This window comes from Serinicoccus sp. CUA-874, from assembly GCF_001942225.1.
In the GTDB taxonomy this organism is placed as follows: Bacteria; Actinomycetota; Actinomycetes; order Actinomycetales; family Dermatophilaceae; genus Ornithinicoccus; species Ornithinicoccus marinus.
On record NZ_MKJZ01000035.1, the window covers coordinates 32,327 to 55,736 of the forward strand.

22 protein-coding genes and 2 pseudogenes are annotated in these 23,410 nt (G+C 72.4%); 16 read left to right on the forward strand and 8 right to left on the reverse strand.

What is annotated here, in order from left to right; genetic code table 11:
• From tpiA to BJF80_RS12380, 3 genes are all read left to right on the forward strand, one after another.
• Positions 1-798, forward strand: coding sequence for a triose-phosphate isomerase (gene tpiA, locus BJF80_RS12370; protein ID WP_028130832.1), 798 nt, complete (start codon positions 1-3; stop codon positions 796-798).
• A 113-nt stretch (positions 799-911) separates the two neighbouring features.
• Positions 912-1,154 (forward strand): preprotein translocase subunit SecG, encoded by a 243-nt coding sequence (secG, locus tag BJF80_RS12375; protein ID WP_066635270.1) that lies wholly within the window; start codon positions 912-914, stop codon positions 1,152-1,154.
• Between the two features lie 87 nt (positions 1,155-1,241).
• Complete coding sequence (locus BJF80_RS12380; protein ID WP_075814346.1) at positions 1,242-1,598, forward strand: RNA polymerase-binding protein RbpA; 357 nt, start codon at positions 1,242-1,244, stop codon at positions 1,596-1,598.
• Positions 1,599-1,623: 25 nt separating this feature from the next.
• On the opposite strand, the gene BJF80_RS20365 is transcribed toward BJF80_RS12380, so the two are convergent.
• From BJF80_RS20365 to tkt, 6 genes and pseudogenes are all read right to left on the reverse strand, one after another.
• Positions 1,624-1,866 (reverse strand): hypothetical protein, encoded by a 243-nt coding sequence (locus tag BJF80_RS20365; RefSeq protein ID WP_237767602.1) that lies wholly within the window; start codon positions 1,864-1,866, stop codon positions 1,624-1,626.
• Between the two features lie 62 nt (positions 1,867-1,928).
• Positions 1,929-2,744: pseudogene (locus BJF80_RS12385) on the reverse strand (glucose-6-phosphate dehydrogenase assembly protein OpcA); the annotation flags it as partial.
• Positions 2,741-4,294 (reverse strand): glucose-6-phosphate dehydrogenase, encoded by a 1,554-nt coding sequence (gene zwf / locus BJF80_RS12390; protein ID WP_075814044.1) that lies wholly within the window; start codon positions 4,292-4,294, stop codon positions 2,741-2,743. The gene zwf and the pseudogene BJF80_RS12385, both read right to left, overlap by 4 nt.
• Positions 4,291-5,922 (reverse strand): hypothetical protein, encoded by a 1,632-nt coding sequence (locus BJF80_RS12395; protein WP_075814046.1) that lies wholly within the window; start codon positions 5,920-5,922, stop codon positions 4,291-4,293. Before BJF80_RS12395 ends, zwf begins: the two co-directional genes overlap by 4 nt.
• The gene (tal, locus tag BJF80_RS12400) at positions 5,919-7,043 is read right to left on the reverse strand and encodes a transaldolase (RefSeq protein ID WP_075814048.1); all 1,125 of its coding nucleotides are present in this window, start codon (positions 7,041-7,043) and stop codon (positions 5,919-5,921) included. The genes BJF80_RS12395 and tal overlap by 4 nt, the downstream gene beginning before the upstream one ends.
• A gap of 45 nt (positions 7,044-7,088) precedes the next feature.
• Entirely contained in the window at positions 7,089-9,290 is a 2,202-nt protein-coding gene (tkt, locus tag BJF80_RS12405; protein WP_075814050.1) for a transketolase, read from the reverse strand.
• A 220-nt stretch (positions 9,291-9,510) separates the two neighbouring features.
• On the opposite strand from tkt, the gene BJF80_RS12410 reads away from it, so the two are divergent.
• From BJF80_RS12410 to BJF80_RS12470, 13 genes and pseudogenes are all read left to right on the forward strand, one after another.
• Positions 9,511-10,479: a heme o synthase gene (locus tag BJF80_RS12410; RefSeq protein WP_075814052.1), complete on the forward strand. Its 969-nt coding sequence runs from the start codon at positions 9,511-9,513 to the stop codon at positions 10,477-10,479.
• Positions 10,476-11,477, forward strand: a complete 1,002-nt coding sequence (locus BJF80_RS12415) for a COX15/CtaA family protein (protein WP_075814054.1) — start codon at positions 10,476-10,478, stop codon at positions 11,475-11,477. The genes BJF80_RS12410 and BJF80_RS12415 overlap by 4 nt, the downstream gene beginning before the upstream one ends.
• Positions 11,478-11,539: 62 nt before the next feature.
• Positions 11,540-12,247, forward strand: coding sequence for an ABC transporter ATP-binding protein (locus tag BJF80_RS12420; protein WP_237767603.1), 708 nt, complete (start codon positions 11,540-11,542; stop codon positions 12,245-12,247).
• On the forward strand, positions 12,244-13,023 hold the full coding sequence (locus BJF80_RS12425) for an ABC transporter permease (RefSeq protein ID WP_075814056.1): 780 nt from the start codon (positions 12,244-12,246) through the stop codon (positions 13,021-13,023). The genes BJF80_RS12420 and BJF80_RS12425 overlap by 4 nt, the downstream gene beginning before the upstream one ends.
• 112 nt (positions 13,024-13,135) lie before the next feature.
• On the forward strand, positions 13,136-13,939 hold the full coding sequence (locus BJF80_RS12430; protein ID WP_075814058.1) for a helix-turn-helix transcriptional regulator: 804 nt from the start codon (positions 13,136-13,138) through the stop codon (positions 13,937-13,939).
• A 73-nt stretch (positions 13,940-14,012) separates the two neighbouring features.
• Complete coding sequence (sufB, locus tag BJF80_RS12435; protein WP_075814060.1) at positions 14,013-15,434, forward strand: Fe-S cluster assembly protein SufB; 1,422 nt, start codon at positions 14,013-14,015, stop codon at positions 15,432-15,434.
• A complete protein-coding gene (gene sufD / locus BJF80_RS12440; protein WP_075814062.1) occupies positions 15,434-16,669 on the forward strand; it encodes a Fe-S cluster assembly protein SufD in 1,236 nt (411 codons plus the stop codon). Before sufB ends, sufD begins: the two co-directional genes overlap by 1 nt.
• Positions 16,666-16,992, forward strand: coding sequence for a non-heme iron oxygenase ferredoxin subunit (locus BJF80_RS12445; RefSeq protein ID WP_075814064.1), 327 nt, complete (start codon positions 16,666-16,668; stop codon positions 16,990-16,992). Before sufD ends, BJF80_RS12445 begins: the two co-directional genes overlap by 4 nt.
• Before the next feature lie 41 nt (positions 16,993-17,033).
• Positions 17,034-17,795, forward strand: a complete 762-nt coding sequence (sufC, locus tag BJF80_RS12450) for a Fe-S cluster assembly ATPase SufC (RefSeq protein WP_075814066.1) — start codon at positions 17,034-17,036, stop codon at positions 17,793-17,795.
• Between the two features lie 15 nt (positions 17,796-17,810).
• Positions 17,811-19,189: pseudogene (locus BJF80_RS12455) on the forward strand (aminotransferase class V-fold PLP-dependent enzyme).
• Positions 19,190-19,214: 25 nt separating this feature from the next.
• On the forward strand, positions 19,215-19,709 hold the full coding sequence (gene sufU, locus BJF80_RS12460; protein ID WP_075814068.1) for a Fe-S cluster assembly sulfur transfer protein SufU: 495 nt from the start codon (positions 19,215-19,217) through the stop codon (positions 19,707-19,709).
• A gap of 25 nt (positions 19,710-19,734) precedes the next feature.
• Entirely contained in the window at positions 19,735-20,058 is a 324-nt protein-coding gene (locus BJF80_RS12465; RefSeq protein WP_022924030.1) for a metal-sulfur cluster assembly factor, read from the forward strand.
• Between the two features lie 13 nt (positions 20,059-20,071).
• Complete coding sequence (locus tag BJF80_RS12470; RefSeq protein WP_075814070.1) at positions 20,072-20,815, forward strand: acVLRF1 family peptidyl-tRNA hydrolase; 744 nt, start codon at positions 20,072-20,074, stop codon at positions 20,813-20,815.
• Positions 20,816-20,913: 98 nt separating this feature from the next.
• Here the strand turns inward: BJF80_RS12470 and BJF80_RS12475 are convergent, their stop codons facing one another.
• Both BJF80_RS12475 and ypfJ read right to left on the reverse strand, forming a co-directional pair.
• Positions 20,914-22,251 (reverse strand): dicarboxylate/amino acid:cation symporter, encoded by a 1,338-nt coding sequence (locus BJF80_RS12475; RefSeq protein WP_075814072.1) that lies wholly within the window; start codon positions 22,249-22,251, stop codon positions 20,914-20,916.
• Between the two features lie 163 nt (positions 22,252-22,414).
• Positions 22,415-23,299, reverse strand: coding sequence for a KPN_02809 family neutral zinc metallopeptidase (ypfJ, locus tag BJF80_RS12480; protein ID WP_075814074.1), 885 nt, complete (start codon positions 23,297-23,299; stop codon positions 22,415-22,417).
• Positions 23,300-23,410 lie beyond the last annotated feature (111 nt).

The window sequence follows — 23,410 nt, forward strand, 5'->3', positions numbered from 1 at the left end:
ATGAGCGCACGCACCCCGCTGATGGCGGGCAACTGGAAGATGAACCTGGACCACCTCCAGGCCACCCACCACGTGCAGAAGCTGGACTGGACCCTGCGCGACGGCCGGCACGACCACGCCGCCGTCGAGGTCGTGGTGCTCCCGCCGTTCACCGACCTGCGCTCGGTGCAGACCCTGGTGCAGGGGGACCAGCTCGCGCTGGGCTACGGCGGCCAGGACCTGAGCCCGCACGACGAGGGCGCGTACACCGGGGACATCTCCGGCGCCTTCCTGGCCAAGCTGGGCTGCACCTACGTCGTCGTGGGGCACAGCGAGCGGCGCGAGGGCCACGCCGAGTCCGACGAGCTCGTCGGGTCCAAGGTGCGGGCCGCCCTGCGCCACGGTCTGACGCCGATCCTGTGCGTCGGCGAGGCGCTGGAGGTGCGGCAGGCCGGCACCCATGTCGAGCACGTGGTGGGTCAGCTGCGGGCCGCCCTCGCCGACCTCGACGCCGAGCAGGTCTCCCGCACGGTCGTGGCCTACGAGCCGGTGTGGGCCATCGGCACCGGTGAGGTGGCCACCCCGGACGACGCGCAGGAGGTCTGCGCGGCGGTCCGGGAGACCGTGGCCGAGCTGGTCGGCCGGTCGGTGGCCGACGGTGTGCGGGTGCTCTACGGCGGATCGGTCAAGCCGGGCAACGTCGCCGAGATCATGGCGCGCCCCGACATCGACGGCGCCCTCGTGGGCGGTGCGTCGCTGTCGGTGGACGACTTCGCGTCCATCTGCCGCTACCAGCAGCACGCCGGCGCGGGCGGCTGAGCGGCATCCGAGTGTCGGCGGGGCACCGCTGCGTCAGTTAGGCTGTCTGGTGCTCCGCGAGCCGTCTCGCGGAGCACCAGACCCCCGACCGTTCGACGACAAGGTGTGCCCACGTGGAGTTCGTCCGCTGGTTCCTGGACGCCCTGCTGGTGATCACCAGCTGCTTCCTGGTGCTGCTCATCCTCATGCACAAGGGCCGCGGTGGTGGCATGTCCGACATGTTCGGCGGAGGCATGAGCAGCAGCCTGGGCGGGAGCTCGGTCGCCGAGCGCAACCTGAACCGCATCACCGTGGCGATGGCCCTGGTGTGGGTGTCGGTCATCGTCGGCCTCGGCGTGCTCGTCCGGTTCAGCTGAGCTCCCCCCTGTGGGAGAGGAGGGTCGCGCGTCGGGGGTAGGGTGGTGCTCGTCCACACCCGGTCGGCTCTGAAGGACGAGGCAGCCATGGTCAACACGAACGCCATCCGCGGCTCGCGCGTGGGGTCCGGCCCCATGGGGGAGAGCGAGCGCGGGGACGCGGCGCCACGGGTCACTGTCAGCTTCTGGTGCGCCAACGGCCACGAGACCCGGCCGAGCTTCGCGCAGGACGGGGAGGTGGAGGTGCCGGACCTGTGGGACTGCCCCCGGTGCGGGCTCCCTGCCGGCCAGGACCGAGCCACCCCGCCCGAGGCGCCACGGATCGAGCCCTACAAGACCCACATGGCCTATGTGAAGGAGCGCCGCAGCGACTCCGACGGCGCGGCGCTGCTCGACGAGGCCCTCACCCGCATGCGGGAGCGCGGGGTGGGCGGCGGCCGCTGAGCCGCCACCGACCCACACCTCGGCCTCAGCCCGAGCCGGTCTCCTCGGTCTCGGCCAGCCCCTCCTGGACGGCCTCCTCCACGGCGGTTGAGTCCGCGCCGTCCGCCGGCTCCTCAGCCTTCTGCAGCGACCGGCTGCCCAGCCGCGCCGACCCGCTGCGGTCGACCCGCGCAGGACCAGCGGGGGAGTCGCCCGCCCGGGCAGCCGCCGAGCGGGTCCCGCCCCGCCGGACCCGCGGCAGACCGTCGCACAGGGAACGGGCATACACCTCGTCGGCGTCCAGCGCCGCAGCTCGGCCGTGAGCGCTCCCGGCACGCTGGGCGTGTGCAGGGCCACGAGGCGTGGCTGGCTCCCGACCATCGACAAGGTGGCCGTGTCTCCCGAGTCGTCCAGCCGCACGAGGTCCACCGGCCCGGCGGTGCGCTCCAGCCGCACGCTCTGCACGCCCGACCCAACGGGGGTGCGAACCCGTTCGACCGGGCAGCGCAGCGACGACGCGAGCCACCCGGCCAGCAGGTCACAGCTCGGGCAGTCGGGCTCGCCCGCCACCACGGCGCGCTGCACCGGCTCGAACGGCTCGCTCTCCAGGGAGGCCGCGAGCAGGGCCCGCCACCGGGTGATCCTCGTCCAGGTGAGGTCGGTGTCACCGGGTCGGTAGTGCTTGGTCCGGCGCCGCAGCTGGGTGCCGGTGGCCGACCCGGCAGCCGCCGCGTCGGTGATGCGGCGGTGCGCCATCTGCCCCAGCGGGTCGCCGGCCACGTCGGCCGGGGCCTCCCCGGGCCACCACGCCACGACGGGGGAGTCGGGGAGCAGCAGCGGTGTGACCACCGAGCTGCCGTGGCGGGTCAGGTCGCCGTAGAGACGGAGCACCACGATCTCGGAGGCACCGGCGTCCCCGCCGACCCGGATCTGGGCGTCCAGCCGCCCGCGGCCGCGCGCGTTGGCGCTCACGACCACGAGGATGCGGGCCGGGTGCTGCCGGGTGGCCTCGCTCGCGACGTCAACGGCCTCCTCCGCGAGCTCCTCGTCGACGACGACCAGCAGGGTCAGCACCCGGCCCATCGCCATGGCCCCGACCTGGTTGCGCAGCCGGACGAGGTTCTTGGCGACGTCCGCCGCGCTGGAGCTGGGCAGGTCCAGGATCATGGGAGCCTCCACTCGCGGCCGTCGCGGCGCATCATCTCGTCCGAACCTGCCGGGCCCCAGGTCCCGGCGGGATAGTCTTCTGGTGCCTCGTCCCTCGCGGCCCAGTGGTCGATGACGGGGTCGAGGATGCGCCAGGACTGCTCGACCTCCTCGTGCCGGGGGAAGAGCGGCGGCTCACCCAGGAGCACGTCGAGGATGAGCCGCTCGTAGGCCTCCGGGCTGGACTCGGTGAACGAGGAGCCGTAGCCGAAGTCCATCGACACGTCGCGGACCTCCATCTGGCTGCCCGGCACCTTGGAACCGAAGCGCATCGTCATCCCCTCGTCCGGCTGGACCCGGATGACGATGGCGTTGGCGCCCAGCTCCTCGGTGGCGGTGGAGCTGAAGGGAAGGTGCGGCGCCCGCCGGAAGACGACCGCGATCTCGGTCACCCGCTTGCCGAGCCGCTTGCCGGTGCGCAGGTAGAACGGCACCCCCGCCCAGCGGCGGGTGCGCACGTCCACCTTGAGAGCGGCATACGTCTCGGTGTGGTGCGCGGCGTCGACACCGTCCTCGTCGAGGTAGCCGCCCACCTTCTCGGTGCCCTGCCAGCCCGCGGCATACCGCCCCCGCGCGGTCGCGGCGTCCAGGTCCTCGGGCAGGCTGACGGCCGCCAGCACCTTCTCCTTCTCCGCCCGCACCGCATCCGCGGTGAAGGCGACCGGCTCCTCCATCGCGGTGAGCGCGAGCAGCTGGAGCAGGTGGTTCTGGATGACGTCCCGGGCGGCCCCGACCTCGTCGTAGTAGCCGGCGCGACCGCCGATGCCGATGTCCTCGGCCATGGTGATCTGCACGTGGTCCACGTAGTTGGCGTTCCACACCGGCTCGAAGAGCTGATTGGCGAAGCGCAGCGCCAGGATGTTCTGGACGGTCTCCTTGCCGAGGTAGTGGTCGATGCGGAAGACCGAGTCCGGCGGGAAGACCCCCTCGACGATCTCGTTGAGCTCCTGGGCGCTGCTCAGGTCGTGCCCGAACGGCTTCTCGATGACGACGCGGCGCCAGGTGCCCGGTAGGGGGTCGGACAGCCCAGACTCCTGCAGCCGGGTGCAGACGTCGGCGAACCACGACGGGGGGATCGACAGGTAGAAGGCGTGGTTGCCCCCGGTGCCACGCTCCTCGTCCAGCTCGCGGACCGTCCGGGCCAGGAGCTCGAAGGCGTCCGGGTCGTCGAAGGCGCCCGGGACGAAACGGAAGCCCTCGGCCAGCGAGCGCCAGACCTCCTCGCGGAACTCGGTGCGCGCGTGCTGGCGCACCGAGTCGTAGACGACCTTCGCGAAGTCCTGGTCGGCCCATTCGCGACGCGCGAACCCGACCAGCGAGAACCCGGGCGGCAGCAACCCCCGGCTCGCGAGGTCGTAGATGGCCGGCATGAGCTTCTTGCGGGCCAGGTCGCCGGTGACGCCGAACATGACCATGCTGCACGGCCCGGCGATGCGTGGCAGGCGCTTGTCGTCCGGGTCGCGCAGCGGGTTGGAGTCGGCGGTGACGGGTGCGGGCGCGGCGCCGCTCACAACGCCTCGCGCAGCTGGGTCAGCCCCGCCGCCTGGTCGGTCAGGTGCAGGCGCAGCACGGGCCGGTCGTGGTCCGCGAGCACCGCGGCGTCCCCGGCGGCCTGGGCAGCGATGAACTCCCCGAAGGTGAAGTCCTTGCCGGGCACGTCGAGGTCCTGCCGCGGGGCACCGGTCACCTGCAGGTAGACACCCTGGGCAGGCCCACCCTTGTGGTACTGACCGGTCGAGTGCAGGAAGCGCGGGCCCCAGCCGAAGGTCACCGGCCGTCCGGTGCGCTCGACGAGGCCGGCCTGGATCTCGGCGAGGTCCGCGTGCTCCTGCCGGTCCAGGTAGACCATCACGGCGAGATAGCCCCGGGACGGGGCGAGCTGGTCCAGCAGCGCCGACACCGCGCCGGTCAGGCTGTCGGTGCCCTCCGGCAGCCACCCGCCACCGCCGGTGCGGACCTCGACCGCTCCGTCGGTGAGCGCCGGGGCGCCGGCGGCGTCCGCGCCGCCCTCCATGATCTCGCGCGCCGCCTGCTTGGCGCTCTCGACGTCCGGCTGGTCGAAGGGGTTGATCCCGAGCAGGCGGCCCGCGACGGCCGTCGCGACCTCCCACAGCAACAGCTGGGCGCCCAGCGAGCCGGAGACCTCCACGACCGAGTCCGCCTCCGCGCCGGCCGAGGAGGTCCCGCCCTCGTCGTCGTCCGGGGCGAGGACCACGACCGTGCAGTCCGAGGTGTCCTGGATGCCGTGGGTAGGAGAGTTGCCCTCGGGGGCCACGACCGGGAGCACGCCGGTGCCCTGCTTGCCGGTGGACTCGGCGATGAGCTGCTCGGCCCAGTCAGCCAGCCCCACGATTCCGGACCCGGCGTCGGTGAACAGCAGCTTGTCGCGCAGCGGCTCGGTGCCCGCGAGGGCGGCGCCCAGGCGCAGCCCCGGGTTGGCCTCGTCGTCCTCGGCGAGGAGGTCGGCGACCTCCTCTGCCTCGTCGAGCAGCGCCCCCACGTCCACGCCGGCCAGGCCGGAGGGGACGAGCCCGAAGGCGGTCAGCGCGGAGTAGCGCCCGCCGACCTCGGGGTCGGCGTTGACGACGCGGTAGCCGTCGGCCCGCGCCTGCTCGTCCAGCGGGCTGCCGGGGTCGGTGACGATGACGATGCGCTCGGTGGGCTCGATGCCCGCCTCGGTGAAGGCGTGCACGAAGGCGCGCCGCTGGCTGTCGGTCTCGAGGGTCGAGCCGGACTTGGAGGAGACGACGACGGCCGTGCCCGCGAGGTCCTCCTCGAGGGCGGCACGCACCATGTCGGGGTCCGAGCTGTCCAGCACGACCAGCGGCACGCCCGCGGTGCCGGTGATGACCTCCGGCGCCAAGGAGGACCCGCCCATGCCGCACAGGACGATGCGGTGGACACCGCGCTCACGCAGCTCCTCGGCGAGCGCCTCGATCTCGCCCACGAGCGGACGCGAGGAGCGGGGCAGCCCGACCCAGGAGAGACGGATGGCGGCCTCCGACTCGGCGTCCGGGCCCCAGAGGGTGGCATCCTGCGCGAAGAGTCGCGAGGCGACCTGGTCGGAGACCAGGGCCGGCAGGTGGTGCTCGACGGCGTCGGCCGCGGCGCCGAGGGCCTGGACGGCGACGGCGCTCACCGGGAGCCCTCCGCCTTGTCCAGCTCGTCCTGGACCGTGCCGAGCAGCTCGGACCAGGACTTCTCGAACTTCTCGACACCCTCCTTCTCGAGCTGCTCGACGACCTCGGCGTAGGACACACCGACCCGCTCGAGGTCGTCCAGCACCTGCTGTGCCTCCGCGTAGCTCCCGGTGACCGTGTCGCCCCGGAGCTCGGCGTGGTCGACCGTGGCCTCGAGGGTCGTGCCGGGCATGGTGTTGACGGTGTGCGGGGCGACGAGCCCGGTGACGTACATGGTGTCCTCGTAGTCGGGGTTCTTCACCCCGGTGGAGGCCCACAGCGGCCGCTGCAGCGTGGCGCCGTCGTCGGCGAGGTTCTGCCACCTCGGGGTCGCGAAGACCTCCTCGAAGGCCTGGTAGGCCAGCCGGGCGTTGGCCAGGCCGGCCTTGCCGCGCAGCGCGAGCGCCTCATCGGTGCCGATCTGCTCCAGCCGAGAGTCGATCTCGGAGTCGACCCGGGAGACGAAGAAGCTGGCCACCGAGTGGATGGTGGACAGGTCCCTGCCCCGCTCCCGGGCCTGCTCGAGCCCGGTGAGGTAGGCGTTCATCACCCCCCGGTAGCGGTCGAGGGAGAAGATGAGGGTGACGTTGACGCTGATGCCGCTGGCCAGCGTCTGCGTGATCGCCGGCAGACCCTCGACGGTGGCGGGGATCTTGATGAACAGGTTCGGCCGGTCGATGGTCTCCCAGAGCTGCTGGGCGATCTGCACGGTCCGCTCGGTGTCCTTGGCGGCACCGGGGTCCACCTCGATGGACACCCGGCCGTCGACGCCGTCGGTGCGGTCGTAGACAGGGCGCAGCACGTCGCAGGCGTCGCGCACGTCGTCGGTGGTCAGGGCGAAGACGGCGGCATCGACGTCGGCGCCGTCGGCGGCGAGCTCGCGCACCTGCTCGGAGTAGGCGTCGCCCTCGGCCAGCGCGGACGCGAAGATCGTGGGGTTGGTGGTGATCCCCAGGACGCCGCGGTCCACGTAGGACTGCAGCTCCCCGGAGGAGATCATCGGCCGGTTCAGGTCGTCCAGCCAGACCGAGACCCCGGCGTCGGCCAGGTCGTGGAGGGTGGTGCGGGCGGTGTCAGTCATCTCGCTCCTCAGGTGGTGGTGGGGGAAGCCGTCGCGTGGTGCCGCTCAGGCGCCGATGGTCTCCGAGCCGCCCTCGTCCGGGACCTCGGCCCCGCCGGGGACCGGCTCGCGGGTGGTGTCGGTGATGGAGTCGCGGGCGGCGGCGACGACCGCGTCGGCGGTGATCCCGAACTCGTCGAAGAGCCGCTGGTAGTCCGCGGAGGCGCCGTAGTGCTCCAGGCTGATGAGCCGCCCGGCGTCGCCGACGACCTCGCGCCAGCCCTGGCCGACGGCGGCCTCGACGCTGACCCGGGCCCGCACGCGCGGCGGGAGCACCTGCTCGCGGTAGGCCCGGTCCTGCTGGGCGAACCACTCGCGGCACGGCATGGACACGACCCGGGTGGCGACCCCGTCGGCCTCGAGCCGCTCGCGCGCCTGGACGGCGAGCTGCACCTCGGACCCGGTGGCCACGAGGATGACCTCCGGCTCGCCCTCGCCCGCCTCCTGAAGCACGTAGGCGCCCCGCGCGGTCCCCTCGGCCGACTCCATGACGTCCCGGTCGAAGACCGGCAGGTTCTGCCGGCTCAGCACCAGCGCGGCGGGGTGGTCCTGGATGTCGAGGACGGTGCGCCAGGCGACGGCCGTCTCGTTGGCATCCGCCGGGCGGACGACGTCCAGACCGGGGATGGCCCGCAGGGCGGCCAGGTGCTCGACGGGCTGGTGGGTCGGTCCGTCCTCGCCGAGCCCGATGCTGTCGTGGGTCCACACATAGACCGGGTTGACCTGCTGGATGGCGGCCAGCCGCAGAGACGGGCGCATGTAGTCGGAGAAGGTGAGGAAGGTGCCGCCGTAGGGGCGGGTGAGCCCCTCGAGGCAGATGCCGTTGAGCATCATCCCCATGGCGTTCTCCCGGATGCCGAAGTGCAGCGTCCGGCCGTACTCGTCGCCCGGGAACATCTCGGTGGCCTTGCCGCTGGGCACGAACGACGGCACGCCCGACATGGTGGTGTTGTTGGACCCGGCCAGATCGGCCGAGCCTCCCCACAGCTCGGGCATCACGTCGGCGAGGGCGCTGAGCACCTCCCCGGACGCCTTGCGGGTGGCCATGCCCTTCTCGTCCGCCGGGAAGGTGGGGATGGCGTCGTCCAGGCCCTCGGGCAGCTCGTGCCGCTGGAGGCGGTCGAGCAGGGCCGCGTTGTCCGGGTGCGCCGAGCGCCACGCCTGGTAGCGCTCCTCCCACGCGGACCGGGCCTGGGCACCCCGCTCGCCCACCTGGCGGGCGTGCTGCAACACCTCGTCCTCGACGGCGAAGGTGCGCCGGGCGTCGAAGCCGAGCAGCTGCTTGGTCGCCGAGACCTCGTCGGCCCCCAGGGCGGAGCCGTGGGCCGCCCCGGTGTCACGGGCCTCCGGGGCCGGCCAGGCGATGATGGTGCGCAGCAGCACCAGCGTCGGCCGGTCGGTGCGTGCCCGCGCGGCCTGCAGCGCGGCGTACAGCTCGTCGACGTTCTCCGTGTAGGGGGCCTGGGAGCGCCAGTCGACGACCTCGGTCGCCCAGCCGTAGGCCTCGTAACGCTTCGCGACGTCCTCGCTGAAGGAAATGTCGGTGTCGTCCTCGATGGAGATGAAGTTCTGGTCGTAGATGACCGTGAGGTTGGACAGCTCCTGGTGGCCGGCGAGCGAGCTGGCCTCGGAGGTCACCCCCTCCATGATGTCACCGTCCGAGGCGATGACCCAGATCTGGTGGTCGAAGGGCGACTCACCGGGCGCTGCGTCCGGGTCGAGCATCCCCCGCTGGCGGCGCTGCGCCATGGCCAGCCCGACGGCGGAGGCCAGCCCGGAGCCCAACGGCCCGGTGGTCATCTCGACGCCGGTGGTGTGGTGCACCTCGGGGTGCCCCGGGGTGGCCGAGCCCCACGTGCGCAGCTGCTGCAGATCCTCCAGCTGCATGCCGTAGCCGGACAGGTACAGCTGGATGTACTGGGTCAGGGCCGCGTGTCCGGCCGACAGCACGAACCGGTCGCGGCCCAGCCAGTGCGGGTCGCTCGGGTCGTGGGTCATGACGTTCTGGTAGAGCAGGTACGCGAGTGGCGCCAGGCTCATGGCGGTACCGGGGTGCCCGCTCCCGCACTTCTCGACGGCGTCGGCGGCCAGGACGCGGGCGGTGTCCACGGCCCGCACGTCGGCGTCGGTCCAGCCGACCTGGGAGCAGACGGGCCGCGCCAGCGCGCTGTCGCGGCCGGCGGTGAAGGTCTCGGTGGAGGTGGTCACTGGTTCATCTCCTGACGGTGCGGGGGCACGTGACGACGCGGCGCCGCGAGGACGCCCCGGTACACCACGACCATAGTCCCTGGGGGGCCGGGCGCGAGCCGGGCGGCCCCCGTCCCGGTCCGCGGCGCGGGCCACCACACCGGGCGGCTACGATAGGTGGTGCGACGCGAGCCCCCGAGCGCTCCTCGCGCGACCCGCACCACGACCGTCGAAGGATGCCGTGACCACGCTCCACCCACGCCCCGCCCGTCCCGGACGGACGCGGCCCGGGACCGCGGGTCGGGTCGCCCGGCCGTGGCGGCGGGTGGTGGGCGACTACGTCTCGCTGACCAAGCCGCGCATCATCGAGCTCCTGCTGGTCACCACCTTCCCGGTGATGTTCCTCGCCGAGCGCGGGGTCCCGCCGGTGTGGCTCATCGTCGCAACCCTGGTCGGCGGCACCTTGGCGGCGGCCTCTGCCAACGTCCTCAACTGCTACCTCGACCGCGACATCGACGCGCAGATGCACCGCACCTCCACCCGGCCGCTGGTCACCGGCGCGATCTCGCCGCGCTCCGCGCTCGTCTTCGGCGCCGTCCTGGGGGTGGCCTCGGTGCTGTGGCTGGGGCTGGTCGTCAACTGGCTGTCCGCCTGGCTGGCGCTGGGCGCGATCACGCTCTACGTCGTCTTCTACACCATCGTCCTCAAGCGGCGCACCAGCCAGAACATCGTGTGGGGCGGGGTCGCGGGGTGCATGCCCGTGCTCATCGGCTGGTCGGCGGTCACGGACGGGCTGTCCTGGGCCGCGCTGGTGCTGTTCCTCGTCGTCTTCTTCTGGACGCCGCCGCACTACTGGCCGCTGTCGATGCGCTTCAAGGAGGACTACGCCGCGGCCGGCGTGCCGATGCTCCCGGTGGTCGCCAAGGACATCGCCGTGGGCCGCCAGGTCGTGGTGTACGCCTGGGTCACCGTCCTCACCTCGCTCGTGCTCGTCCCGGTCGCCCCGATGGGATGGGTCTACACCGTCGTCGCAGGGGTCGCCGGCGCGGTCTTCGTCGTGGAGTCGCACCGGCTGCTGGGCCGGGCCCGGGCCGGGGTGACCGGCCCCCCGCTCGGGGCGATGCGGTTGTTCCACTTCTCGATCAGCTATCTCACCCTGCTCTTCCTCGGTGTGGCGGTGGACCCGTTGCTGCACCTGCCGCTGACATGAGCACCGCGGGGGAGGGCGGCGTGCGCCGGGTGCTCGGGCGGTTGCTCCCCGACGCCCCGGGGGCCTGGGTCCGTGCCATGGCGTGGGCCTCGCTGCTCGCCAACGCGCTGCTCGTGCTCACCGGTGGCCTGGTGCGGCTCACCGCGAGCGGGCTGGGGTGTCCCACCTGGCCCCGCTGCACGGACGCGTCCTGGACGAACACGCCGGAGATGGGTATGCACGGCGTGATCGAGTTCGGCAACCGCCTGCTGACCTTCGTGCTCGTGGCGGTGGCCGTGCTCACCTTCCTCTCCGTCTGGCGCTCGCGGCGGACGCACCCGGGCCTGTTCGTGCTCGCCCTGGTGATGGCGCTGGGCATACCCGTGCAGGCGGTGCTGGGTGGGATCACCGTCATCACCGGGCTCAACCCCTGGGTGGTCGGGGTGCACTTCCTCGTCTCCGCCGGTCTCATCACGCTCGGCGGGATCCTGGTCGACCGGGCCCGACGGGCGAGCCTGCCGGGCGTCGCCCGGGCCGAACGCCCCGGACAGGTCACCGCAGGACGGCGGACGATGCGGGTGCTCGGGGCGGTCCTCGCCGTCTCGGTGGCCCTGACGGTCTACCTGGGCACCCTGGTGACCGGGACGGGACCGCACTCCGGCGACTCCGGCGACGTCGCGCGCCACACCTTCGACGCCTACCTCGTGACCCGCGCGCACGCGGTGCCGGTCTACGTCCTCGTCGCGACCTCGTTCCTGACCCTGGCGCTGGCGGTGCGTGCCGGCTGGCCCCGCCCGGTGCGACGGATGCTGCTCCTGCTGGTGGTCCTCGTGGTCGCACAGGGGGCGGTGGGCTACTACCAGTTCTTCACCGGGCTGCCCGTCGTGGCCGTCGCCGTCCACCTCGTCGGGGCGGCCGCGCTGTGCGCGGTCACCGCGATGACCGTGGAGAAGATGTATGCCGTCAGCGCGGTCCCGCAGCCGAGCCGCAGCAGCGGCGACCTCGTGGCCTCCCGGTGAACGGGGCCGTGAGCGGGGCGGCAGGACCGGACGCACGTCGCGACCACCCAGGCAGGCCGGCGGTGTCGCTGCAGCAGGTGACGCGACGGTTCGGCGCCACCCAGGCGCTCGACGGCCTCACGCTCGAGGCTCGCGCGGGCGAGGTCACCTGCGTCCTGGGCCCGAACGGGGCGGGCAAGACCACCGCCGTCGAGATCGCCGTCGGGCTCCAGCGCGCGGACGCGGGGACGGTGCGGGTGCTGGGACAGGACCCGTGGGGCGCGGATGCCGACCACCGGGCCCGCGTCGGGGTCATGCTGCAGGACGGCGGTCTGCCCCAGGCCGTCACCCCGACGACGCTGCTGCGCCACCTGGCGCGGCTCTGGGCCGACCCGGTCGACGTGGCCGAGCTCGTCGACCGGCTCGAGCTGGGTGACGCCGCCCGGAGGCCGGTGCGCCGGCTCTCCGGCGGCCAGCGGCAGCGGGTCGCCCTGGCCGCGGCCCTGGTGGGTCGGCCCGAGGTGGCCTTCCTGGACGAGCCGACCGCCGGCCTGGACCCGCACGCGCGGCGCGAGGTGCACCGCCTCGTCGCCGGGATCGCGCGGGACGGCGCGGCGGTCGTGGTGACGACCCACTCCTTCGACGAGGCCGAGCGGCTGGCCGACCACGTCGTGGTCGTCGTCGCCGGCCAGGTCGCCGAGCGGGGCCGCGTGCCGGACATCTGCCGCCGCAGCGGGGCGGGCAGCCTGGAGGACGCCTACTTCGTGCTGACCGACGGGGCGCTGCGATGAGCACCGAGGCGGCCCCACGACCGAGCGCACCGGCAGCCCCGGCGGCGCGCGTGCTCGCGCAGGCGCGCTTCGAGGCCGTGGGGCTGCTGCGGCACGGTGAGCAGCTGCTGGTCTCGGTGGTCCTGCCCGTCCTCGCGCTGCTCGGGCTGTCCGTGCTGACCTCCCCCGAGCTGGCGGTGGGGCCGTGGGCCGGCCGTGATCGTCTCGACGTGCTCACGCCCGGTGTCCTCGCGCTGACCGTGCTGTCGACGGCCTTCACCGGTCAGGCCATCCTGCTCGGGTTCGAGCGGCGCTGGGGGGTGCTGCGGCTGCTGGGGACGACCCCCCTCGGCCGCGGCGGGCTCCTGCTCGCCAAGGTGCTGTCGGTCCTCGGCGTCCTCGTCCTGCAGCTGGGCGTCGTGGCCGTGGTCGGCCTGACGCTCGGCTGGGAGCCGCGGGCGGACGGGCTCGCGCCGGCCCTCCTGGCGGTGGTCCTGGGCGTGGCGGCCTTCGTGACGCTCGCCGCCTGCCTCGGTGGCACGCTGCGGGCCGAGGCCGTGCTGGCCCTGGCCAACCTGGTCTGGGTCCTGCTCGCCGGGCTCGGCGGGGTGGTGCTGCCGGCGGCGGCCTTGCCCGGGCAGGTGGTGGTCGCGTGGCTCCCGTCGGCGGCGCTCGGCGACGCCCTGCGGTCGGCCCTCGTCCTGGGGGAGTGGGACCTGCGTGCCATGCTGGTGCTCGCCGGCTGGGCGGTGCTCGGCGGGCTGCTCGCGCGGCGGGTGCTGCGCTGGTCCGACTGAGCGTCCGATCACGCACTGCCGGGGTAGGCGGGAGCCCGCGCGAAGGGCGCTGCGGTGAGGGTCGCCTTGCTTGGCACCTGCTCCCGCAATACGTCACACTGACATGGTGAATATGGCGCAGGACCCCGCGATGGCGGAGGTGCACGACGAGTCCCGCACCCGGGACCGGGTGCGACGCGCCGTGGGGGAGCAGGCGCCGGTCACGGCCAGCGTGCTGGCCAAGGACCTGGGCCTGACGCCCGCGGCGGTGCGCCGCCACCTGGACGCGCTCGAGGACTCCGGCCTCATCGCCGAGCACGACGGGCCGTTGCCGGGTCGACGGGGGCGCGGACGCCCCGCCCGCGCCTACGTGCTGACCGCGCTGGGCCAGGAGCAGTTCCGCACCCGCTACGACGGGGTCGCCAACGCTGCGCTCCACTACCTGACCGACCGGGCCGGCGCCCCCGCCGTGGAAGACTTCGCCGAGGCCCAGATCGCCGAGCTCGAGCAGCGGCTGCAGGCCGCAGTCGAGCGCGAGATCGCCGACACCGGCACGGACGACCTGCAGGCCCGGACCGCGGCGCTGGCCAAGGCGCTGTCCGCCGAGGGGTATGCCGCGTCCACCCGCCCGGTGGGCGAGGGCACCGGCCTGGCCGGGCTCCAGCTGTGCCAGGGGCACTGCCCGGTCCGCGAGGTGGCCGTCGAGTTCCCGCAGTTCTGCGAGGCGGAGACCAAGGCCATCGCCCGGATCCTGGACGTGCACGTCCAGCGGCTCGCCACCCTCGCCGGGGGCGAGCACGTCTGCACCACCTTCGTCCCCACGGGCGCCCTGGGCTCGGCCCCGCCGACCGCGGCCGAGCGCGCGAGCGCACCCCCCTTCGTCCTGCGCCGCGAGCCCCGGTCCGACACCGGAGCCGTCCCACGCGCCGGGGACTGATCGACATCGATGGCCCACCGACCACCACGCATACCCAGATCCCGCCCCAGATTCGCCGACGAGAGGACGTGACATGAGCACCAACATCGAGGAGCTCAACCCAGGCCTGAAGGACTTGGGCAAGTACGAGTACGGATGGGCAGACCGCGACGACGCCGGTGCCTCGGCGAAGCGCGGGCTCTCCGAGGAGGTCGTCCGCGACATCTCCGACAAGAAGAGCGAGCCCGCCTGGATGCTGGAGCAGCGGCTCAAGGCGCTGCGCCTGTTCGACAAGAAGCCGATGCCGCACTGGGGTGCGGACCTCTCGGAGATCGACTTCGACAACATCAAGTACTTCGTGAAGTCGACCGAGAAGCAGGCCACCAGCTGGGAGGACCTGCCCGAGGACATCAAGAACACCTACGACCGGCTCGGCATCCCGGAGGCGGAGAAGCAGCGGCTCGTCGCCGGCGTCGCCGCGCAGTACGAGTCCGAGGTCGTCTACCACCAGATCCGCGAGGACCTGGAGGAGAAGGGCGTCCTCTTCCTCGACACCGACACCGCGCTGCGCGAGCACGGCGACCTGTTCCGCGAGTACTTCGGCTCGGTCATCCCGGCCGGCGACAACAAGTTCTCCGCGCTCAACACCGCCGTCTGGTCGGGCGGGTCGTTCATCTACGTCCCCAAGGGCGTGCACGTCGACATCCCGCTACAGGCCTACTTCCGGATCAACACCGAGAACATGGGCCAGTTCGAGCGCACCCTGATCATCGCCGACGAGGGCTCCTCGGTGCACTACGTCGAGGGCTGCACCGCGCCGATCTACAAGACCGACAGCCTGCACAGCGCCGTCGTCGAGATCGTCGTGAAGAAGAACGCCAAGGTGCGCTACACCACGATCCAGAACTGGTCCAACAACGTCTACAACCTGGTCACCAAGCGCGCGACCTGCGCCGAGGGCGCGACCATGGAGTGGATCGACGGCAACATCGGCTCCAAGGTGACGATGAAGTACCCGGCCGTCTTCCTCCTCGGCGAGCACGCCAAGGGCGAGACGCTGTCCGTCGCCTTCGCCGGCGAGGGCCAGCACCAGGACGCCGGCTCCAAGATGGTGCACGCCGCGCCGCACACCTCCTCGACCATCGTCAGCAAGTCGGTGGCCCGGGGCGGCGGACGCTCGTCCTACCGCGGCCTGGTCCAGATCAACGAGGGCTCGCACCACAGCAAGTCCTCCGTGGTCTGCGACGCGCTGCTCGTCGACCAGATCTCCCGGTCCGACACCTACCCCTACGTCGACGTCCGCGAGGACGACGTGCAGATGGGGCACGAGGCCACCGTCTCCAAGGTGTCCGAGGACCAGATGTTCTACCTCATGTCCCGAGGCATGTCCGAGACCGAGGCCATGGCCATGATCGTGCGCGGCTTCGTCGAGCCGATCGCCCGCGAGCTGCCCATGGAGTACGCCCTCGAGCTCAACCGCCTCATCGAGCTGCAGATGGAAGGAGCCGTCGGCTGATGTCTCTTCTTGTCGACGACAAGACTCATCAGGACCCCCAGGCCCAGATCGGCGGGGACCACCGCATACCGGACCAGTCCCGTGCCGCGCGCACCCGGTCCTTCGACGTGGACGCCTTCGGCGTGCCCACCGGGCGCGAGGAGGAGTGGCGCTTCACCCCGGTCGACCGGCTGGGAGGTGTCTTCAGCGACACCGCCACCGACGACCGGGACGGCGACCCCGCCGCCGAGCTCACGGTCCGGACGCCGGAGGGCGTGAGCACCGCCACGCTGTCCCCGGGCCAGGCACCGCGCGGCACCGTGCTGGTCCCCGAGGACCGCGGCGCGGCCGTGGCCTCGGCCAACACCGCCGAGGCGCTGCACGTCATGGTCGCCGCCGAGGCCGAGCTGACCGAGCCGGCCCGCATCGACGTCACCGGTCAGGGCGCCGGGCGCCGGAGCAACGGGCACGTCGTGCTCGAGGCCGGCCGGCACAGCACGGCGCTGGTCATCCTCGACCACACCGGCGCGGCGGACCACACCGGCAACCTCGAGGTCCTCGTCGGCGACGGCGCGAACCTCACCGTGGTCTCGTTGCAGCGCTGGGACGACGAGGCGCTGCACCTCGCCCAGCACGAGGCGCTGGTGGGTCGCGACGCGACCTACAAGCACATCGCGGTCTCCATCGGCGGCGGCATCGTGCGGATGAACTCCAACGTCCGGTATGCCGGACCCGGCGGTGACGCGACGCTGCTCGGCGTCTACTTCTCCGACGCCGGCCAGCACCTGGAGCACCGTTCGTTCGTCGACCACAACGCGCCGCGGTGCACCTCGCTGGTGACCTACAAGGGTGCGCTGCAGGGCGAGACGGCCCGCACCGTGTGGGTGGGCGACGTGCTCATCCGCGCCGAGGCCGAGGGCATCGACACCTACGAGCTCAACCGCAACCTCGTGCTCACCGACGGCGCCCGCGCCGACTCGGTCCCCAACCTGGAGATCGAGACCGGTGACATCGAGGGGGCCGGCCACGCCAGCTCGACCGGGCGGTTCGACGACGAGCAGCTGTTCTACCTGATGTCCCGCGGCATCAGTGAGGACCAGGCCCGTCGCCTCGTCGTGCGCGGCTTCTTCGCCGACATCATCGCCAAGATCGGGGTCCCCGAGGTCGTGGAGACCCTCATGGAGGCGATCGAGGAGGAGCTCTCGCTCACCATGGGTTCCCAGCCCGCGCCGGAGTCGGGCACGGGCGCCGCATGAGCACGGCCGTGCGCGTGTGCTCCGTCGACGAGCTGCCGGCCACGGTCGGCGCGGTCGTCGCGGACATCGAGGGTCGTCGGGTCGCCATCGCGCGCGACTCCGACGGCGCCCTGCACGCCTTCGACGACACCTGCAGCCACGCCAACGTGAGCCTCGCCGAGGGCGAGGTCGAGGGCCGCCTCATCGAGTGCTGGCTGCACGGCTCGCAGTTCGACATGACCACCGGCCAGCCCACCCAGCTGCCCGCGACCGTGCCGATCGCCGTGCACCAGCTCGAGGTCGACGACGAGGGCGGCGTCCACGTCACCCTCGCCGGCAGCTGACCGGCACACCCCCTTTCCCCATCCTTTCGACAAGGAGAACGATGACCACCCTGGAGATCAAGAACCTGCAGGTCAGCGTCGAGACCGAGGACTCCGCCAAGGAGATCCTGCGCGGTGTCGACCTGACCATCAACTCCGGCGAGACGCACGCCATCATGGGCCCCAACGGCTCCGGCAAGTCCACGCTGGCCTACGCCATCGCCGGCCACCCGAAGTACACCGTCACCGGCGGCCAGGTGCTGCTCGACGGCGAGGACGTCCTGGAGATGGGCGTCGACGAGCGCGCGCAGGCCGGGCTGTTCCTCGCGATGCAGTACCCCGTCGAGGTGCCCGGCGTGACCGTGTCCAACTTCCTGCGCACCGCCAAGACCTCCATCGACGGCGAGGCCCCGAAGCTGCGGCACTGGGTCAAGGACGTCAAGGGCGCCATGGAGTCGCTGCGGATGGACCCCTCCTTCGCCGAGCGCAACGTCAACGAGGGCTTCTCCGGCGGTGAGAAGAAGCGTCACGAGATCCTGCAGATGGAGCTCATCGAGCCCAAGATCGCCATCCTCGACGAGACCGACTCCGGCCTCGACGTCGACGCGCTCAAGGTCGTCTCCGAGGGCGTCAACCGGGTCAAGGACAAGACCGGCCTCGGCGTCATGCTCATCACGCACTACACCCGGATCCTGCGCTACATCCAGCCGGACTACGTGCACGTCTTCGTGAACGGCCGGGTCGCCGAGTCCGGGAGCCGTGACCTCGCCGACCGGCTCGAGGAGGAGGGCTACGACCGCTTCCTCACCGCCGCCGGTGCCTGAGGCAGCAGGACCGTGATGACGTCAGGACGGCCGACCGCAGCACCCCTGAGCGAGGTGGAGATCGCCCGGATCAGGGCGGACTTCCCGCTGCTCGGGCGCACGGTGCGCGGCGGCCGTCCGCTCGTCTACCTGGACAGCGGCGCCACCTCGCAGAAGCCGAGCGTGGTGCTCGACGCCGAGCGCGACTTCTACGAGCAGCACAACGCCGCCGTGCACCGTGGTGCGCACCAGCTCGCGGAGGAGGCGACCGAGGCCTTCGAGGCCGCGCGGGCGACGGTGGCGAGGTTCCTCGGCGCGGACCCCGGTGAGGTCGTCTTCACCAAGAACGGCACCGAGGGGCTGAACCTGCTGGCCTACGCCTTCTCCAACGCCGCGGCGCCGGGGCGCTGGACGGTGTGCCGGGGGAGTGGGCCGAGCGGCTCCGGCTCGGGCCCGGCGACGAGGTCGTGGTCACCGAGATGGAGCACCACGCCAACCTCGTGCCCTGGCAGGAGCTGTGCCGCCGCACCGGCGCCACGCTGCGGTGGATCGGGGTGACCGACGACGGCGAGCTCGACGTCCGAACGGACACTCTGCCCGGGCAGGGAGCGGGCGACCGGTCACCCCGTGCGTCCGAGGTCATCACCGGGCGCACCAAGGTCGTCGCGCTGACGCACGTCTCGAACGTCCTCGGGACGCTCAACGACCTCGGCCCCGACTCGCCGGTCGTTCGGGCGGCCCGCGCGGTCGGGGCGCTGGTGGTCGTCGACGCGTGCCAGTCGGCGCCACACCTGGACATCACCGACCTCACCGCAGCGGACTCCGGGGTGGACGCGCTGGTCCTCACGGGGCACAAGACGCTCGGCCCCAGCGGTGTCGGCGTGCTGTGGGCCCGACAGGGTCTGCTCGAGGCCATGCCACCCTTCCTCACCGGCGGCTCGATGATCGAGGTGGTCCGGATGGAGGGCTCCACGTATGCGCCCCCGCCGGCGAAGTTCGAGGCCGGGGTGCCGATGGCGGCCCAGGCGGTCGGCCTCGCCGCCGGACTGGACTACCTCTCCGAGGTGGGGATGGACCGGGTCCACGCCCACGACCAGCAGCTCCTGGGGCATACCCTCGACCTGCTCGCCGACCGGCCCTGGGTCCGCGTGCTCGGCCCCGACCACGCGTCACGCCGTGTCGGCGCGGTCGCCTTCGTCGTGGACGGCGTGCACCCGCACGACGTGGGCCAGGTGCTGGACGACTCCGGCGTCGCGGTCCGCACCGGGCACCACTGCGCCTGGCCGCTGCACCGCCGGCTCCGGGTGCCCGCCTCGACCCGCGCGAGCTTCGGGATCTACACCACGCTGGAGGAGATCGACGCCTTCGCCGAGGCGCTCGACCGGGTGCCGGGCATCTTCGGGATGACCGGGTGACGACGATGACGGAGACGGACCGCTGATGGACCTGTACGGCGAGCTCATCCTCGACCACGCCAAACGCCCGCAGCACGCCGGGCTGCGGGAGCCGTACGACGTCGAGGTCAACCACGTCAACCCGACCTGCGGCGACGAGATCAGCCTTCGGGTGCACCTCGAGACCCTCACCGGCGGTGCCGACGACGGGCGGCTGCTGCTGCGCGACGTGTCCTACGACGCGCTCGGCTGCTCCATCTCGGTCGCCTCGGCCTCCGTCCTCGCCGAGGAGTCGCTCGGCCGGCCGGTCGAGGAGACCCTGACCACCTACCGCCACCTGCACGCCATGCTCACGAGCAAGGGCCAGGACCAGGGCGACCCCGAGCAGATCGGTGACGCCGTGGCCTTCGCCGGTGTCGCGAAGTACCCCGCGCGCGTCAAGTGCGCCTTGCTGCCCTGGACCGCCTACCTCGACGCCCTCGCGCGCGCCGGTGCCGACATCTCCGCGGCCAGCGGGCACGGCGACGGCGCCGCGACCTGACCGGACCACCTACCCTGGAGGGATCATGACGACCACCACCCCGCCCAACGTCGCCGATGTCGAAGAGGCCCTGCGCGACGTCGTGGACCCCGAGCTCGGCATCAACGTCGTCGACCTCGGCCTCGTCTACGGCGTCACCGTGGACGCCGCGAGCCACGCGGTCATCGACATGACGCTGACTTCCGCCGCCTGCCCGCTGACCGACGTCATCGAGGACCAGGTCGCCCAGAGCCTGGAGGGTCTGGTGGCCAGCCACCGGATCAACTGGGTCTGGATGCCGCCGTGGGGCCCGGACAAGATCACCGAGGACGGTCGCGAGCAGCTGCGCGCCCTCGGCTTCAACGTCTGAGCCCGCACCGCCGATGAGCCCGACCCACCCGGTCGAGGTCGCCCCCGAGCGCCTCGACGGGTGGGTCGCGCGGTTCACCGCCTCGCACGGGGAGGTCACCAGGTCGGTCGCGCAGCGTGACCGGGCGGGGGCCTCCCCGTCGACGTGCCTGCACCTGGCTGCTGCCGACGGGTCGTGGGCGCGCCTCACCGGGTGGCAGGAGGCAGACCTCGCAGCGGGGCTGGCCGGCTTCGCGGCCCCGCCGTCGCTCCTCGTGCTGCTCGTGCGCCGGGGTGGGTATGCCGTGGCGCTCGTCTCCCCGAGCGGCGACCTGGTCGCCCACAAGGTGGGGACCAGGCACGTGCAGTCCCGCACCGCCGCCGGGGGCTGGAGCCAGCAGCGCTACGCCCGCCGACGGGGCCACCAGGCCGACGCGCTCGTCGAGGCCGTGGTCGGGCATACCGCCCGGATGCTGCACCCGCCGTCCCCCTCCGACCGCCCGCACGGTGCGCGCCGAGCGGCCGCGCCGCCTGCGTCGACCGACCGCACGCTCAGCGCCCTCGATCTCGGCGGGCTGGTGCTGGGTGGCGACCGGTCGCTCACCGCCGGGGTGATGTCTGGCCTGCTCGACGGTCCGAGCCTGCCGGCGCGCACCCGCAGCCAGCTGGCCGTGCTCCCGCGCCGCGAGCTCTACGACCTGCCCGACCCCCGCCGCTCGGTGCTCGACGACGCCGTCCGGCGGGGCCGCGCGGTGCTCGTGGAGGTCCACAACGCCTGACCTGCCGACCGAGCGTCGTTCGTGGTTGGCCTGGGCGCCACCGAGGGTCGCTCCTGGTGGGGCAGAGCAACCACAGGCGACGCCCGGTGGGGGAGGGGTCAGGCGGTGGCGGCTGCGTCCTCGCGGTCGGCAGCGTCGTCGGCCCAGGGCAGACCGCGACGGTCACCGTTGTAGGCGTCCTCGTCGAGGATGCCCTCGCGCTTGGCGACGATCGTCGGCACCAGCGCCTGGCCGGTGACGTTGGTCGCGGTGCGGCCCATGTCGAGGATCGGGTCGACGGCCAGCAGCAGACCCACGCCCTCCAGCGGCAGGCCGAGGGTGGACAGCGTCAGGGTGAGCATCACGGTCGCACCGGTGACGCCGGCGGTGGCGGCGGAGCCGAGGACGGACACCATCGCGATGAGCAGGTAGTCGGTGAGGCCCAGCTGCACGCCGAAGAACTGCGCGACAAAGATGGCGGCGATCGCGGGGTAGACCGCGGCGCAGCCGTCCATCTTGGTGGTCGCGCCCAGCGGCACCGCGAAGGAGGAGTAGGCGCGGGGCACACCGAGGTTGCGCTCGGTCACCGCCTGGGTCACGGGCAGCGTGCCGATGGAGGAGCGCGACACGAAGGCGAGCTGCATCGCCGGCCAGGCGCCGGTGAAGAACTGCTTCACCGAGAGGCCGTGCAGGCGCAGCAGCACGGGGTAGAGCACGCCCACCACGATGAGCAGACCCGCGTAGATGGCGAGGGTGAACCGGCCCAGCGAGCCGATGGTCTCCCAGCCGTAGGAGACGATCGCGTTGCCCAGCAGCCCCACGGTGGCGATCGGCGCGAGCAGGATGACCCACCACAGCACCTTCTGCACCACGGTCAGCGCGGAGCGGGTGAAGGCGAGGAAGGGGTCCGCCTCCTTGCCGACCTTGACCACGGCGATGCCGACGGCGATCGCGAGGACGAGGATCTGCAGCACGTTGAAGCTCAGGCTGACGCCGTCGTCGCCCTCGCGGGCGTAGATGCCCAGCGAGTTCGCGGGGATGAGCCCGGTGAGGAAGTCGAGCCACCCGCCGGTGCTGGAGGGGGCGGCGGCATCGGCCTCGGTGACGCCCGCCCCCTGCGCCGGGTCGACCAGCCAGCCGATGGTCATGCCGATGGACACCGAGACCAGCGCGGTGATGGCGAACCAGAGGAGCGTCTGCCAGGCCAGCCGCGCGGCGTTGGTGACCTCGCGCAGGTTGGCGATCGAGGACACGATCGCGAGGAAGACCAGCGGCGGGACGATGGTCCGCAGCAGGGTGACGAAGGAGGAGCCGATGATCGACAGCGTCTCGGACAGCCACGTGGGGTTGTCGGCGCTGGCGCCGGTGGAGCGGGCGACGAGGCCCAGGACGACTCCGAGCACCAGGCCGATGAGCACCTGGGTGCCGAAGGAGACCCGGCGGAGGCGGGACAGCACGAGAAGGACCTTCCGTTGCAGGGATAGGAGCAAGGGCCGCGACCGTGCGGCGGGTCCACGACAGGACCATGGGGGCGGCATGCGGTATACCGTCGCGCCGGGACCTCACATCCCAACAGGAGGTTATGCCCGGACTATTCCTGGGCGGAAGCTGTGACCTCGCTCACCCCTGGTAGTCCTCGACGCTGCCGGCGTTGAGGGTGTCGCACTGGTTGGCGTCACCGGACTCGTAGCCGCGCATGAACCAGCCCATCCGTTGCTCCGAGCTGCCGTGGCTCCAGGTGTGCGGGGTGACCTGTCCCTGCATCTGCTCCTGGATCGAGTCGTCGCCGACGGCCGAGGCGGCCGAGAGCGCCGACTCGACGTCCTCGCGGCTCAGCTCCTCCAGCAGCAGCTGGCCCTCGTCGTCCTGGGTCCGCGAGGCGTTGCCGGCCCACGCCCCCGCGAAGCAGTCCGCCTGCAGCTCGACGCGCACCGCGCCGGACTCCGGGCCACGTGGGTCCTGCTGGGAGTACTGCAGGGCGCCGGTGTAGTTCTGGATGTGGTGGCCGTACTCGTGCGCGAGGACGTACATCTGGCTGAAGTTGCCACCGTCCGCGCCGAGCTGGCCCTCGAGCTGGTTGAAGAAGCTGGTGTCGAGGTAGATGCGTCGGTCCAGCGGGCAGTAGAACGGGCCGACCGCGCTGGTGGCCCCGCCGCACTGGGTCTGCACCGATCCGGAGAAGAGGATGGCGTTCGTCGGGTCGGCGTCCGGGAGGACGGCGGTCCAGTAGTCCTCGAGCGAGACCATCGTCGCCCGCATCCGGCAGTCGACGTCGGCGTTGGCGTCCGCCCCCGTCTGGCACTCCGCGAGGTCGACGTTCTCCACCTGGGAGGCCTGCTGCTCCTGGCCGCCGCCCAGGACCTGCCCCGGGTCCCCGCCGAGGAGCATGACGACGAGCGCCAGGACGAGGGCACCGAGGCCACCTCCGACCGCGACACCGCCACCGCCGCCACCACCGCGGCTCGCGCGGCCGCTGCCGATGTTGGCGTTCTCCCTGAAGGTCATCGGTGCTGCCTCTCGGTGGGTGCGTGCCGGTCGGGTGACCGGCGCCTAGCGCGTAGACTAGCCATGCGGCCCCGGAGGTGCAGCCGACGCACCCGGGCGAGCCGCAGACCC